We start from the raw sequence: 15,352 nt of genomic DNA on the forward strand, positions 1-15,352 counted from the left end.
CATCCCACGAATATGGGATGTCTGGTCATCCCGTTCATGCAATGCGAAAACAGGACTCTCAACCTCTGATAAGAAAAAGCTGTGCTTCAGCTAGTTTCTATAAATCAGTGTGATGAGTCCTTCAGTAATAATAAGAATGTAATTGTCGTTGTCTGCTTGTTCATCATCTTCAACATCCTTTATTGTCAGAATTTTTGGATAATTCAAACTATAATGTTAAAGATACAGAACTTTCAAATCAAAGTCAATAGTTTTATGGGAATTTTTTTAAGAAAGTCAAATTTTATTTATTAATGATGATATTCATAAACTGCATCGTTGTACTAATCCAGAATGTGTATTACTTTTTATGGATTGTACAGGACGTAGAAAATGGTGCTCAATGAAAATTTGTGGAAATCGTCATAAAGTTGAGGCTTTTGCAAAAAGAAAAAAACAAGTGTCAAATGAGGAGATAGAACAAAAAAGGTGAACAAAACATATAAACGTTTTGTTCACCTTTTTACTATATTTTTTCTAATGCCTGTTCCAAATCTTTCAGAATATCATCAATATTCTCAATTCCAATTGATAGACGAATCAATTCTGGTGAAGTTCCAGAAGCGTTTAATTCTTCTTCACTTAGTTGAGAATGTGTTGTTGAAGCAGGATGAATGATCAGTGATTTTGCATCTCCAACATTAGCTAAGAGTGAAAATAGTTCGACATGATTGATTAAGTTCTTCCCTGCCTCGGCTCCACCTTTCACACCAAAAGTAAACACTGAACCTGCGCCTTTAGGTAAATATTTTGCTGCAAGCTGATGATAACTATTATCAGGTAAACCCGGGTAATTGACCCATTGAACTTTCGGGTGTTTATTCAAAAATTTCGCAACAGTCAGAGCATTTTCTACATGACGTTCTAATCTCAAAGATAATGTTTCTAAACCCAAAATCAATAAGAAACTATTAAATGGCGAAATTGCGGCTCCTGTATCTCGTAATAAAGAAACTCTTAAACGAGTGATATACGCTGCGGCTCCCACGTCTTTTGTATAAGAAAGTCCGTGATAACTTGGATCTGGATCAACTAATTTAGGAAATTTACCATTTGCCCAATTGAATTTGCCTGAATCAATGATGACACCGCCTAAAGCCACACCGTGTCCGCCAATAAATTTTGTTGCTGAATACACAACTATATCCGCACCAAAATCAAAAGGACGATTTAAATAGGCTGTTGCAAAAGTATTATCGACAATCAATGGAAGCTCATGTTTATGGGCGATTTCTGCAATCGCTTCTAAATCTGCCACGTTCGTGATAGGATTTCCAATTGTTTCTACAAAAATCGCTTTTGTATTTTCTTTGATGGCTTCTTCAAAATTAATTAACTGATCTGGATCAACAAAAGTTGTTGTAATGCCAAACTCTGGCAATTTATGGGCAAATAAATTAAAGGTTCCACCATACAACGTTGAAGCCGAGACAATGTGATCACCACTACTTGCAAGATTCTGGATTGCATAAGTAACAGCAGCCGTTCCAGATGCTACTGCTACAGCTCCGACACCACCTTCTAATTCGTTTAAACGATCTTCTAAAACTGCTGTTGTAGGATTTGTAATCCGGGTATAGATGTTTCCTGCTTTAGATAACGAAAATTTTTCAGCTGCATCTTGCGTATCGTCAAATGTATAAGAAGTTGTTTGATAAATCGGAACAGCCCTTGAATTTGTCTCTTTATCCGGTGTATGTCCACCGTGGATTTGGATCGTTTCGAATTGATAGTTAGTGTTTGTCATTATGCTTCATTCCTTTTCTGTTTTTTATTTTATTTATCTTTTTTACCTTACTGATGCACATGTCATCTTCTTGCATAATGACCACCTCTTTTTATTTATTCTCATTAAAAAGGAACTAAAAAAGCCGCCCCCTACTAGCAATATGCTAGTAAAGGGCGACTGTCGCGGTACCACCTTTATTGGAAACAACTTCCATCTCAACCCAAACGCAGAATTTCTTCTTGATTTGGTGCTTTGTTAACGGTGGCTGCCGTAAAAATCAATATGATTTTTCCTCTCTAAGATCATTTTCGACAAGTGTTCATTACTTTCTTTCACCAAATGAAAGCTCTCTAGTTCCAGCTAAAAATAAATTCGTTCAGCTTGGTTTAAATGTCTGCTTGTGTACTCTTCTTTTCACTGAGTTTTATTATTGAAATCAATATTAAAATAAACTTATTTTTTTGTCAACTTTTTTCCTTTTATTTTCATTTTTTATAAATTTTTAAGTAAAACAGGGTGTCCCATTTCTCTTTCTATCTATTTTTTATTATAATTAGGAAAACTGGAGGTCGATTTAATGTCAGCAAGTAATGAAAAAGTGGAAATACTTTTGTCTTATCTATCTGAAATTCACACAAAGAGTTTATCTTTATATGATCTTGTTACTAGTCGTACGCATTCTGAGGATACTCGAATCCTTTTGAATATGAATGAAGTATTCACCTATTATCATAGTGTACGTGTTTTTTACTTTAGTAATAGTGAGTTGAACGCACCACAAGTACACTCATTCTTCAAGGCTTTTGAAGATTTTTATTTTGAATTAAAACAGCTCTTCTTCCTTGAAGATGATGATAGCGCCCTACTTTATAATAAGTTAACAGCTATGCAAGATTATTTTGAGCAGTTGACGAATGAATTTAATGTTTTATAATAGAGTAGACAACACGTAAAGAAGGTGCCCAAATGGATCAAAGCGAAGTAGTAGATCGCTTACGCGAAGAGTTGGAAATTCCATTTTTTAATGGAACAATCGAAGAACGTGAATACACAGAAGCAGAGTACCAAAAGATCAAATCTGACCTTGTTCAGTATTTTGATGACTATGTCCGTAATGTAGAAAATTGATAGAGCTCTTACGTTATTATTTAAAAAGTCTAATCCAACGCTTATTCACGTTGGATTAGACTTTTTATATTTCTCACTTTTAATTAAAAAAACAAGCAAATAATCTGTCCGATTAAAATAGAATACAAATAGATAAAATAACTTTTCTTTATTTAAAAATAAATAGAATAAATATATTATCATAGAAATTATAATATGTTGATTTTTGAAAAATAAAAAACCACCGGCTGAAAAGGCCGATGGAAAAGGAGTATTACTCAATAAGAGTAAAATGAAAAATAAAAAGGTTGTTGTTGGTATGAACATATAATACAACACAATTTTTCTTTTGTCTACTAAAAATAACATTAAAACAAAATTAAGCATTCCTTTTTTTAGTCATTTTTTTGTTTATCTTTTTATTTATTTAACAAAAGATTACTCATTCGTGTAATTGCAAACGAAATATCGTCAGTTGCTTTGTCTTGTTTTTCTTCAGAGTTGTTGAATAAATCAACATCTACACCTTTTTCTGGATCTAAAGATAAAATCATTTCATTACATCCAGCTAAATATTCGATATATGAACGCTCGAATTTTTTATGAATCCCCATTACACGTGCTGGCGGACGTAATTGCGTGACTTTCTCCAACATCGCTGTATACTCTTTCGTCCCATCTTGAAAAATACGTTGAATTTCAGCGATTCTTTCAGGAGCTAGCTCAGTCACCTTTCCTTCATCAATTGCTTTACGTACTTCTTCGTAGTAGTCGTTCATTTTTTCTCCGACTTCTTCTGTTTCTTTTACAATATCATTGATTTTTTGAACATAATATCCTAAGTTTGGTTTCACTATCTTTCCTACTTTCTTTTAGTAATCACTTAATTTTAACTTTTTCACCTTCACATGACAAGGACTATCTGCAAATCCTTAATTTCAAGTCAAAAAAAACTGCAAACGGCTTTGTTTGCAGTTTCTTAATCTTATTTGATTTCGTCACTTGTTTTGATGATTTTAGAAATCATGCCGTAATCTTTCGCTTCATCAGCAGACATCCAAAAGTTACGGTCTGTGTCTTTAGCAATTTTTTCATAGGTTTGACCTGTTGCTTCAGCAATCAAACGGTTCACACGTTCACGCATGCGGATGATTTCTTTCGCTTCGATCTGGATTTCTGTACTTTGTCCTTGAACACCGCCAGCAGGTTGATGAATCATATAACGGGTATTTGGCAAGCTGTATCTGTTCTTGGCATCAGCTGCTAGATAAATTGTAATTCCAGCACTTGCAACCCAACCAGTACCGATCACAATAACTTCTGGTTTTACAAATTTAATCATATCATGGATTGTATCACCCGCTTCAACGTGTCCACCTTGGCTATTAATAAAAATCTTGATTGGTTCATCTCCCATTGCTGCTAGTAAAAGCAATTGAGAAGTGACTTCTCTGGCTAAATCTTGATTGATTTCACCGTAAATCAAAATTGTTCGTTCTTCAAAAAGTTTTTTCATAAAGGCATTTGGTTGTTGTTTTTCTTCTGTTTCTTCATTTTCATCTAAATAGTTCATGTCTAGTGACCTCCTTATTTTTAAAAGCAGAATGGGCTCGGTTCTATTTTTTACGAAAAAGCTGACCCATGCAGCTAGATAACATACAAGCTGAATAAAATCATTTAACATGTAAAGTTAAATGTCTATATTAATAATACCGCAATCTGAAAATTTGTCCACTTTTTTGACTTGTTTTGACCTTAAAAAATATAATTTGAATCTAGTAAAAATTATACCAATAAAAAAGTAGAAATGCATCTAAAGACACATTTCTACTTTTCATTTTTCTAAATAAATTGTATTAGATTTTACCCATTCTACGTTGAACAAACTTCACGATTTCCACAATAGGAACAATCGCAAATGATGTTCCGGCAACTATTGCCCATTGGTAAGCATCTAAAGATGTTACGCTAAACAAGTCATTGAAGCCTGGAATCAAGATCGTCGCTGCTAATAGTAGGAACGATACCAAGATTGCCCAGTTGAATGATTTGTTTCTAAACAAACCAACTTTAAAGATTGATTGGTAAATAGATTTCACGTTAAAGGCATGGAACAATTGAATCAAACCTAATGTCGCAAAAGCCATGGTCAATGCATCTCCATGTTGTAAATCATATAAAGCCGTTGCAGATAGGTTTGGCATATTGGCTGCTGTATGTGCTGGGAATTCGATTGCCATTTTGTAAACGATCAGTGTCAATGCACCTTGTGTAATCCCTTGATAAATGACACTGCTCAAAACACCACCAGAGAAGAAGTTTGATTTTTTCCCACGAGGTGCATGGCTCATAACATCACGTTCTGCTGGTTCCACACCTAAAGCAATCGCTGGGAATGTATCTGTTACTAAGTTGATCCACAATAAGTGAACTGGTAGTAAGGTGTCCCAAGCTAACATTGTTGCAATAAATAATGTTAATACTTCCCCTAAGTTGGCAGAAAGTAGGTATTGAATTGTTTTTTGGATGTTAGAGAAGACTTTACGTCCTTCTTCAACAGCGACGATAATTGTAGAGAAGTTGTCATCAGCTAAGACCATATCAGAGGCGCCTTTTGATACTTCTGTACCAGTAATCCCCATTCCGATACCGATGTCTGCTGCTTTCAAGGCTGGCGCATCATTCACACCGTCACCTGTCATTGCAACTACTTTTCCTTCTTGTTGCCAAGCTTTTACGATACGTACTTTATGTTCAGGTGATACACGTGCATAAACAGAGTAATGTCCAACGACTTTAGCAAATGCTTCATCAGATAACTCATTTAATTCAGCACCTGTAATGACCGCATCATCGTCACCTTCTTTGATGATTCCTAGACGAGCAGCAATTGCTTCTGCTGTGTCTTTGTGGTCTCCGGTAATCATGATTGGACGAATACCAGCTTCTTTAGCAACTTTAACCGCTTCTGCCGCTTCTTTACGTTCTGGATCAATCATGCCGACAAGTCCAGCAAATACTAAATCTTTTTCGACTAAATCAGAATCCATTTCACCAGGAACTGCATCAACGATTTTGTAGGCCATTCCTAACACACGTAGAGCTTGTTTGGCCATTTTTGTGTTGTTCGTTAAAATATCTTTGCGTCCTGATTCATCTAAAGTTGTTGTTTGATTATTTAATAGGACTTGATTACAACGTTTCAATAACTCATCTGGTGCACCTTTTACAGAAACTAGGAATTTTCCATCTGTTAATTGGTGAACAGTTGTCATTAATTTACGATCTGAATCAAATGGAATTTCAGCAACGCGAGGTTCAGCTGCAACTTTTTCAGTTACATTGAAGCCATGGTCTAAACCATATTGTACTAACGCTGTTTCGGTGGGATCACCAATCAACGTACCGTCTTGAGCAATTTTTGTATCATTCGTAAATGTCATAATTTTTAATGCCATATTATCCATTGATACATCTGCAGTAGCTGGTGCTACGTTATTATCAGTGTATAGTGCTTCAACGGTCATTTGGTTTAGTGTTAATGTTCCTGTTTTATCAGAACAGATAATGTCTGTACTTCCTAATGTTTCAACAGCAGGAAGTTTGCGGACAATTGCGTTTTTCTTGGCCATTTTTTGTGTTCCTAAAGCCAAAATGATTGTAACGATTGCAGGTAATCCTTCTGGAATCGCTGCAACGGCTAATGAGATAGACGTTAATAACATATCAATCCATGTACGACCGTTCATCATCCCTACAACAAACATCACTGCGGCGATTACTAATATCGCAATCGTCAACATTTTACCTAATTGGTTTAGATTTTGTTTTAATGGTGTTTCTGTTTCTTGTTCGTTAGCTAGCATACCGGCAATTTTACCGACTTCTGTATTCATTCCAGTTCCAACAACCACACCGATTCCTCGACCATAGGTAACGTTACTGTTTGAGTAGGCCATATTGATGCGGTCACCAATACCAATATCATCTGCTGTTCCTTGCAAAACAGCTATTGCTTTTTCAACAGGAACAGACTCACCTGTCAATGCAGCCTCTTCTATTTTTAGAGTAGCTGCTTCTAATAAACGTAAATCCGCTGGTACAACATCTCCAGCTTCTAATAAAACAATATCACCAGGAACTAATTCATCACTTTTGACTGTGATAACATGTCCATCACGACGAATATTTGCATTAGGTGAAGACATTTCTTTTAGTGCTTCAATTGCTTGTTCTGCTTTAGCTTCTTGAATCACACCAAAAATGGCATTTAAAACAACAACCAGTAAAATAATAATCGAATCAACCACATCATGTGAAAATACTGCTGAAATCACCGCAGCAAACAACAAGACAATAATCATAAAGTCTTTAAACTGCTCAAAGAATTTTACAACGATTGATTTTTTCTTGCCTTCATCTAATGCGTTGGCACCATAACTTTCTAATCTTTTTTTCGCTTCTTGATCTGATAGACCTTCTACAGTCGTATCAAATTTTTGTAAGACCTCTTCTTCTGACTGCGTGTAAAATGCTTCAGATAGTTGAACCTTTTTTTCTTCTGACATGTTCTTCCTCCTCTTTAATTTTGCAGCTACTTAAATCTATTTTACTTCATAAAAGCAAAACGAACACGTTTTTGAACTTCTGACTTAACAGGATGGTTCGCAGCAAAAACGAAAAAAAATAGACCTCTGTATGCTACCTAAATAGAACATACATAAGTCTCACCGTTTAAGACAACACCAGAAATTGCTTTCGGAGTTGGTGATGTTGTCGCAGCTAGCGCCGCCAGTTACTCCCTCATGAAATAATATGGTGGTGATTAAAAACGTGAATCACCAATAATTATTGTTACATTGATTATACCTGTTCTTTTCATGTTTTTCAAATGAAATCGTAGTAATTTTCAGAAAAGTCTTTGTTTAATTTGAAAAATAAGTATAGCAGATAGTTGACTTTAATCATTAAAAATCCCCTAAAGTATCAACTACTCTAAGGGAATTTGTTCCGTGTGATCATGTTAGAATTTTAGATTTTCTTATTTTTACTCCATCGGTTTCATTGATTTCATCCAGAAATTTCCAGCTGTTCCCTGTTCCATACTCATAATAAATTTCTCTCGAATATCAGGATAGTTTTGAGCCAAACCACTTACAAGATGTTTGATTTCTTCCCGTTTCGTTTTCTTATCAACTGGACAAGGATTGAAAATCACTGGTAACTCTTCTCTTTTAATAAACTGAATGATTTGTTTTTCTTCTACATAAAGCAAGGGACGAATCAATGTGATATCTGTTTTTGATAAATAGCTGATTGGTTCAAAGCTAGCCATTTGTCCATGAAATAAAAAATTCATAAAATACGTTTCGATTGCATCATCTAAATGATGACCTAAGGCAACTTTGTTACAGCCCATTTCTTTTGCTTGCTTGTATAAAATCCCACGACGCAATTTGGCACACAAGGAACAAGGGGAACGTTCTTCTCGAATATCAAAAACAACTTGGGCAATATTTGTGGGAACTACCTCTAATTCATAGCCTAATCCTTCTACAAATTCTTGCAGCGGAGTAATATCCATATCAAAGCCCATTGCCAAGGTAATAGGAACGATCTCAAATTCAAAACCTAAGCGTTTTTGTTTACTAATCATGTCTAGAAAATACAAAAGGCTGGTACTGTCCTTACCACCACTCATTCCAATAGCCACTTTATCACCGGGCTGAATCATTTGATGGTTCAAAACCGCTTTACGAATTGGATTATAGTAGGTTTGATTATCTTTCTTTTTAAAACTCATCCTGTTCTCCTTTTTAATCACTTAACTCAATTAAAAAAATCAGTTTTTAAACTATACTTTTTACCAGAAACAATATCATATTGGATCAAGCGATAGTCTTTATATAATTCTTCTTGCGTTTCATTCAAGGTAAGAGTTTTAGTCCATTTTTTATCTTTATAATAGAAACCTTTTTCAAAAGCAGGGACTTGTTTTTCCAATTCAGCTAGCATTTGGTAAAATCCTGTCATCTGCATACCGCTTTGATCAAATAATGTTGGTGCAAAGTAAAATGGACTGCTAAGCGCATCATGGGTATTTCTTCCAGTTAGTTTTCCTTGATTATCGTACATTAAAAATTCCGTTTGATGCATTTTCACTTCAGCATTTTCAGCCTTGATTTCATCTGAATAAATACTTGGTAAATGATCTCCCCAGAAAACAACTAAGGTTCGTCGTTTTATATCTTTTAATGCTGTTGTGAACTGTTTCAATGCTTCACTGCTGTATGCGACATCTTGCATATAACTGTCGATTGCTTGTTTATTTCCTTGGCTTTTCGAAGAATAATTAGAAGTCTTATATTTATCACTGTATGGCATATGGGTTTGCATCGTCACTAAATGCACAAACTGCGGAGTCCGATCCTCTTCCAATAAATCTAATACTTCTTTGTATGCTGACTCATCGGAAATATACGGATTGTTTTGAATCGTCTCCTTATATTTCATTGTATCTTCGCTGATAAACTGGTCAAAGCCCATTTTGTTGTAAACATCCTTACGCTTATACATGGATGTATTATATGGATGGATTGCTGTTGTTTGATACTTCTGATTTTTCACCAGTGAAACAATAGATGGAATTTCTGTCATTTTCGGAATCAGCATAGTATAAGGTGTCGTCAATTGCGGGTTAAATAGTTCCATCGAGAAGCTGGTTAAGGCTTCAAATTCGATATTTGCTGTTCCACCACCATAGTTTTGTGACAGCATTTGTCCGCTATAAGTTGTTTTGGCAATATCGTAATAGTCCTTTAATGGATCTGAATTAGCCGTTACACCTTTTAAATTCTGAGGATTTGAGAAACTTTCGCTCATAACAAAGATAATATTTGGCTGTTCTTCTAATAAACCATTTGTTTTTTTTACTTTATTTGTGTATTTATTCGTAATTTTTTCGATATTTTTTTGAGAATAATTTTCTGGTTCATCCATCGCTTCTACTTTTAAATTATATAAAAAACCGCCCATAAATCCCGTATTGTAGTAATTCATTTTTTGGCTGTAAGGAATCCAAAGTGCTGTCCGATCGTAAGCTTTTCTCAATAAATTATTCGAGTTGTTAAAATTGCTAGTATAAATCAATAAACCCACTGTTACCACTAAAACTGAGAAACGTATAATCTGTATTTTTTTCGATAATAGTCGACTTTTATAAACGGCTCTTCCAAAGAAGAATAAACCAACTGCGGCAATCAGTAAAATTAAAATAAAGGGTACTGTTCCGATCATTTCTCTAAGTAAGCCAAACTCTGTAACCATCTTTAAATCATCTGGGTAAATCGGCTCTGTTCGATAAAACATTTTTTGGTAATCAGCGAAACCTAAAATTCCGATTGTAATCGTATAAAGTAAACTCCCTAAAGCAAGGGATCCTGCTAAACTACACAAAAATAATAAAACGATCATCAAGACTAGACAACCTAATACAAATTTTTCTGTATGCCATGAAAAGGCAAATTTAAACACTAAATCCATTGATAATTCATTTTGACACCACTGTAGATACAAGTTGCTGATAAAAACTAGCAGGATCATTCCAACAATGATCAATGGATATTTAACTGATTTTTTTTTAACTATTTTTAGTTTTTCTTTCACACAATTCTCCCTTTTCTCTTTCTAAACACGTCCTCTAATATTTTATGCTTAGACGAAAAAAAAGTAAAGCTCCTTCATTGAGGAACATTACTTTAAGATTAGTTATAAGTACTTATTTTGTTAATCTTTTGAATACCAGAAGCGTTTCTTCTAGCCTACATATATAGCATATATCCCTTAGAACGAACAGTTTTTATAAAACTTGGATCGCTTCCACTTGATTCTATTTTTTTGCGTAAATGAAAAATGAGATTCGCAATCCGATAATTTCTACCATCAAGATCTGTTTCAAGTGTCCATAATTTTTCTTGAAATTCTTCATATGAGACAGTTTTACGTGGTCTACTATATAAAATTTCTAGCGTATTATATTCTTTTTTGGTTAATGAAATTTCATTTTTTCCATCAATCAATACACTCAAATTATTAGATATTAGTTTCACTGCTTTTTCCTTGGAATATTCTAATCTATTCTCTAGTAACTGATTATCTTCACTTTTAGAAAAATGCATAAGTAAATTCGTTAACGTATAATAAAGCTCCTCAGGATCCATCTTGGTCGAAAAACAAGCTTCCACTCCTAATTGTAGATAAACAATATTTGAATGAGACTCATCAATTTCAGATAATAAATAAATTGGTAAATTTGCATGTATTTTTAGTTCCATCAGCCAACGACAAGTTTTTGACATGGCAACATCGAAAATAACAATAGCATCTAATTTATTCTGCTGCTCTAACGTATCATTTATATTGATTATGGGTAAATCCCAACCTTTTTCTATCAAAAAATTTAGATGCATATTATCTTCTAATTCTTTTTCTGACAAACATCCAATCGTAAACATAAAATATTCCTCCATTTTTTATTTAAAATTATTTTATTTTATCTATATTACACTTAATTAAAGATAAAAAAAACAACAAGTATACGCTTTCAAATACCAATTATACTTTTTTTATAAATACTCTATACTCTAACTGGTAAATAAACAATTGAGGCAAAGGTAATGCCTTCGGAAATAAGAAAAAACTCACAAAAATTTGAAGAACAATTTTCGTGAATTCCTTCTTATTTCTTAGGATTTAATAATTCTGTCCTAAGCTCTTCTTTTATAAGGCTAGGTTCTAACTAAATTTCACTTTATTTAGATTACATAAAATTGAACGGTTTTAATTTCAGTGTTTCCAGCAGAATTTGTGATACTATAATTTATTGAATAGATTCCAGAAACAAGAGTATTTACTTTTCCGCTTACCTTAATATTTTTACTGATATCTCCATCTTCTTTGTCCCAAGCTTTCGCATGTTTTAATGGTTTAAAAGAAGTCCCTTTAAGAATCACTCGAGCAGTAGCCTTTATTTCTGGTTTGTTATTAGTTAATGCTTTCAAGGTTGTTGTTCCATCCTCAAAAATGTAATGTCCGTGACCATCAAAAACAACAAAATACTGTGTATCTGAACTAACTTTCCCGTTGCTAGACACTAATGACACACCTTTTAGCGGATTAAATTGCTTATCTAAAGGTATTGTTCTCTCTTTCTCCTCACTAAATTCGAGTTGTACTGCTGTTTTACTATGAGCATTTGCTTTTACTTTAGCAATCTTTGAAGTTAAATTTGTACCAAGTACAACTCCCGCTAGAATACTCGATACAATAACAAACTCACAAAATTTTTTCATAAATACCCCCTCCTAGATAAACAACTATCGTTATATTAACTGCTATTTAAAACCGAGAATCCAAAGTTATACTTTTTTTTCTCGGTCAGTGCAATTATTCCCTTCCCGTTGGCGCATCTACTAATTGCCATTCAAGTTTCCCAGTATAAGCATCTTTATAGTTACCAGTAGTTGACTGTTTATAAAATAATCCACTTTTATCATTCCACTCTTTTGATACATCTATTGTTCCCGCATTTGGTTCGCTCGTTCCACTTTCAATCGTTGTAAACGAGTCTCCAGCTAAAATTTCTACTGGTACACCCTCTTTTGCTTTATAAAAGTAACTTCCTGACATTGTTCTCGTTTTGCTTTTCAGTTTACTTGGCTTAATCTTTAATTGCCACTGGCTATTCAAGCGATTATCAAACACACTTAAACTATCTTTACTGGAAATTTTCACTGGTTGATGCTCAAAATCACCTAATTTCAAATCCAGTGATAACGTTTTAGGTACTTCACTTAATTTATATTCGCGAAGATTTACCCCAAATTCAATACTATTGTTTGGATTTTTAACAGCATCATCCATCACCACTTGATAGATTTTACCAGAGTCAATTTTAATTTCCGTACTTTTAATTGCTTGCCCATCATATAGTACTTGACCATTCTCTTTATTGATAATTTTGAATGTATGTCCTGAATACAGTTCAACATCTGTCATATCCTTTTTTCGTGCCCGAAGGTTAAGAAAGCCTTCATTGATCGAATCAAATGGTTTTATGATTGCTCCATCATCTGAAATTAGAAAACTCTTATTGCCTGTCAAGGCTAGACTATTCTTCCCTACAGCAAATGTTTGCTGATACTGGATTTCATTACTAATGAAACTTGGACTATTATTTTCATTATACGTTAGCTGAGTATCTCGTATGTCAAAATTAGAAAATGGTCCTAAATTAAATGTAGGTAGAATCCCAACGAGTGCATTTTTATTGATATACACTTGTTTTAGTTTCGTTAATTTTTCAAGTCCAGAAGGAACTGTTCCTGTCAGTTTGTTATCATCTAGAGCCAGAAATTCAAGATTTTCTAATTTTGATACTGTTTTGGGGATTTCTCCTGTAAAACTATTCCCGAATATTGATAGTTTCTTCAAGTTTGTTAAATTTCCTAACTCATCTGGCAAACGTCCACTAAGGTGTTTATCTTTTAAATCTATTACTTGCAAATTTTGAAGAGCCTCTATATTTTTTGGAATATGTTGGTTAGGAAAATCTGCTCCTGTTCGGTTAACGATTGACGTAATATCTAATAGATCTAACATATATAGATTTTCATCTATTTTCTTGCCTTTACTTGAAAACTGGCGATTTATTTCATCAATCAGCCAGACTTGATTTTCAAAATAATCTGACGTAACAATCGGATTTGGCAAAATAGTTACAGGGACATCGATCTTAACTGTTTTATATTTATTTTTAATTGAAACAACTGCAATCTGATTCCCTTCAAGGCTCGTATCTAGCTCCAATCTAGTAATTTCAATATTACTGCCAATTTCATCTTTTAGGTCCGTTACAAAATCACTAGCTTTTAACGAATTGATATCTGTGTATTGTTCTATTACTTGAGGTTTAGGTTTCCCAACAGGAGTGGGATATGCAATCTTATATTTTAAGGCTACTCTATTTGATTGAAACATCCCATCACCCCTTGCAGAAAACTCCACAAAGTGCTCTCCATCTCTATAATCTGAAGTATCTACTTGTGCTGAAAAGTTTTGTGTTCCATTCTTTATAGGGATGTTTTGTTCAATAAGCTTTGCCGCATCTGTATCAAATTGAGCATATAAATCAAATTGTTTAAATTCTGAATCCGTGTATCTTCCATTAACAGTTAATTTTTCGCCTGCATAAAAGGTATTGCTTTCTCCTGAAATAGTTCCTATTACTTTGATATTATCTATAGTTGGAATTGCTAACTCTTTTTTCTTTTTTAGAATCCATTGCTGTCTATAGCTTGCATCGCCACTACTTTGATATCCTTGCAGTTGTAATGCTCTACCCAAAGTATCTCCAGCAATAGTATCAGTAATACTGTAATACGTTCCATATTGAGCGTTTTTTATTATGACAACCATGTCGCCATTTATTTCAGTCTCTTTTGAAAACCCTAATAAATTTTTTTTCTCATAATTATCCATAAATCCTAAAGAATTTAACATAGTGTTTGGTGGGCTTGTAGCACTTGTTTGATTAAGTAACAATCGCTTATCTCCTGCATTTGATAAGATATATTGATTATCATTAGGCTTAAATAGTAAAAACCATTCTTGATTTTTCTTTGATGCCCCCCCATAAGGATAAGCAATAATATCTCTGTTTGCTCCAACACCTCCATTAATATCCCACACCATATTCGGATTATAACGATTACTAATTGTATAAACCCCCAACATCGTTTCAAGTTTATATAACTGTGAATCATCATTCATATATGGTTTCAAAGTTATATTAGTAGATACCTCACCAGTATTTGTAATATATAGGCCAGTTTTTCTATTTGATAATGTATAATACTTTCCAGTTACCTTTTTTATATCCCATATTAATTCATCTTCCAGAACACTTAAGCTATTCACTACATTTGTTTGTTTAGCAACAGATACTTCTTTTTTTATAGCATCAGCCTTTAAAAGTTCTTGTTCATCTCTAGATAATTGGATAATATATCCGTCTTTTTCTGGTCTGTACTTAAAGGAAAATAACTGATTCCCTAATCCATGATAGGGATAGGTAATCAAACTTCCTGTATATATAGAGATATCTAAAACATATTTCTCATTTTTTTTTGAAAAAGCAACATACATGTTATCGTTCACTGTTTGTTGAGCATTTACAACCGTAGGCTTCCCCCATACAACTAAATATAGTATGAATAAAAATAAAATATTGAGCGCTGTTTTTTTTATCAAATAATGTTGTTCCCCTCTCTTTAATCTCCACATGGAATTCATCTCATACCAACCTTTCTTATACGGTAAATTTGTTAAATTAATAGTATTATCAAAATTAAAGTAGATTCCATTTACATATGAAACGCAGTGAATTTCAAGACTATTTCCAGCTTAGAAACAATGCCA

General features: G+C 33.7%; 12 protein-coding genes and 1 other annotated feature. Of the genes, 3 read left to right on the forward strand and 9 right to left on the reverse strand.

The features are described from left to right. Positions 1 to 310: 310 nt before the first annotated feature. Positions 311 to 472, forward strand: coding sequence for a CGNR zinc finger domain-containing protein (locus AC4BB2_RS09395; RefSeq protein WP_490474689.1), 162 nt, complete (start codon positions 311 to 313; stop codon positions 470 to 472). 33 nt (positions 473 to 505) lie between these two features. Here AC4BB2_RS09395 and AC4BB2_RS09400 read toward each other — a convergent pair whose 3' ends face one another. Then, positions 506 to 1,786, reverse strand: coding sequence for an O-acetylhomoserine aminocarboxypropyltransferase/cysteine synthase family protein (locus AC4BB2_RS09400; protein WP_490472677.1), 1,281 nt, complete (start codon positions 1,784 to 1,786; stop codon positions 506 to 508). Between the two features lie 148 nt (positions 1,787 to 1,934). Beyond that, positions 1,935 to 2,195 (reverse strand) — a binding site (T-box leader). A gap of 150 nt (positions 2,196 to 2,345) precedes the next feature. Between AC4BB2_RS09400 and AC4BB2_RS09405 the strand changes: the two genes are divergently transcribed. Both AC4BB2_RS09405 and AC4BB2_RS09410 read left to right on the forward strand, forming a co-directional pair. Continuing rightward, positions 2,346 to 2,702: a hypothetical protein gene (locus AC4BB2_RS09405; RefSeq protein ID WP_490472678.1), complete on the forward strand. Its 357-nt coding sequence runs from the start codon at positions 2,346 to 2,348 to the stop codon at positions 2,700 to 2,702. Between the two features lie 32 nt (positions 2,703 to 2,734). Further along, positions 2,735 to 2,896, forward strand: coding sequence for a hypothetical protein (locus AC4BB2_RS09410; protein ID WP_010763183.1), 162 nt, complete (start codon positions 2,735 to 2,737; stop codon positions 2,894 to 2,896). A gap of 398 nt (positions 2,897 to 3,294) precedes the next feature. Here AC4BB2_RS09410 and AC4BB2_RS09415 read toward each other — a convergent pair whose 3' ends face one another. The 8 genes from AC4BB2_RS09415 to AC4BB2_RS09450 all read right to left on the reverse strand — a co-directional run bounded on the left by AC4BB2_RS09415 (position 3,295) and on the right by AC4BB2_RS09450 (position 15,184). Further along, the gene (locus tag AC4BB2_RS09415) at positions 3,295 to 3,729 is read right to left on the reverse strand and encodes a hypothetical protein (RefSeq protein WP_490472679.1); all 435 of its coding nucleotides are present in this window, start codon (positions 3,727 to 3,729) and stop codon (positions 3,295 to 3,297) included. 131 nt (positions 3,730 to 3,860) lie between these two features. Then, positions 3,861 to 4,448, reverse strand: a complete 588-nt coding sequence (locus AC4BB2_RS09420; protein ID WP_086312283.1) for an ATP-dependent Clp protease proteolytic subunit — start codon at positions 4,446 to 4,448, stop codon at positions 3,861 to 3,863. A 283-nt stretch (positions 4,449 to 4,731) separates the two neighbouring features. Further along, positions 4,732 to 7,443, reverse strand: coding sequence for a cation-translocating P-type ATPase (locus tag AC4BB2_RS09425; protein WP_490472680.1), 2,712 nt, complete (start codon positions 7,441 to 7,443; stop codon positions 4,732 to 4,734). Positions 7,444 to 7,922: 479 nt separating this feature from the next. Next, a complete protein-coding gene (locus AC4BB2_RS09430; protein ID WP_490472681.1) occupies positions 7,923 to 8,678 on the reverse strand; it encodes a tRNA 2-thiocytidine biosynthesis TtcA family protein in 756 nt (251 codons plus the stop codon). Positions 8,679 to 8,704: 26 nt separating this feature from the next. Then, positions 8,705 to 10,540 carry an LTA synthase family protein gene (locus tag AC4BB2_RS09435; RefSeq protein WP_490472682.1) on the reverse strand — a complete coding sequence of 612 codons (1,836 nt, stop codon included), beginning with the start codon at positions 10,538 to 10,540 and terminating at the stop codon, positions 8,705 to 8,707. A gap of 155 nt (positions 10,541 to 10,695) precedes the next feature. Beyond that, a complete protein-coding gene (locus AC4BB2_RS09440; protein ID WP_490472683.1) occupies positions 10,696 to 11,388 on the reverse strand; it encodes a winged helix-turn-helix domain-containing protein in 693 nt (230 codons plus the stop codon). A gap of 300 nt (positions 11,389 to 11,688) precedes the next feature. Then, entirely contained in the window at positions 11,689 to 12,225 is a 537-nt protein-coding gene (locus AC4BB2_RS09445) for an immunoglobulin-like domain-containing protein (protein WP_490472684.1), read from the reverse strand. Positions 12,226 to 12,319: 94 nt separating this feature from the next. Beyond that, positions 12,320 to 15,184 (reverse strand): RICIN domain-containing protein, encoded by a 2,865-nt coding sequence (locus AC4BB2_RS09450; protein ID WP_490472685.1) that lies wholly within the window; start codon positions 15,182 to 15,184, stop codon positions 12,320 to 12,322. Between the last annotated feature and the right edge of the window lie 168 nt (positions 15,185 to 15,352).

It is taken from the genome of Enterococcus sp. AAFC-DPL-5146 (genome assembly GCF_058216635.1).

Bases quoted from the DNA above. Each gene is read 5' to 3' on its own strand.
- AC4BB2_RS09440 (WP_490472683.1), bottom strand. From the start codon at position 11,388: ATGTTTACGATTGGATGTTTGTCAGAAAAAGAATTAGAAGATAATATG.
- AC4BB2_RS09445 (WP_490472684.1), bottom strand. From the start codon at position 12,225: ATGAAAAAATTTTGTGAGTTTGTTATTGTATCGAGTATTCTAGCGGGA.
- AC4BB2_RS09425 (WP_490472680.1), bottom strand. From the start codon at position 7,443: ATGTCAGAAGAAAAAAAGGTTCAACTATCTGAAGCATTTTACACGCAG.
- AC4BB2_RS09410 (WP_010763183.1), top strand. From the start codon at position 2,735: ATGGATCAAAGCGAAGTAGTAGATCGCTTACGCGAAGAGTTGGAAATT.
- AC4BB2_RS09430 (WP_490472681.1), bottom strand. From the start codon at position 8,678: ATGAGTTTTAAAAAGAAAGATAATCAAACCTACTATAATCCAATTCGT.
- AC4BB2_RS09420 (WP_086312283.1), bottom strand. From the start codon at position 4,448: ATGAACTATTTAGATGAAAATGAAGAAACAGAAGAAAAACAACAACCA.
- AC4BB2_RS09405 (WP_490472678.1), top strand. From the start codon at position 2,346: ATGTCAGCAAGTAATGAAAAAGTGGAAATACTTTTGTCTTATCTATCT.
- AC4BB2_RS09400 (WP_490472677.1), bottom strand. From the start codon at position 1,786: ATGACAAACACTAACTATCAATTCGAAACGATCCAAATCCACGGTGGA.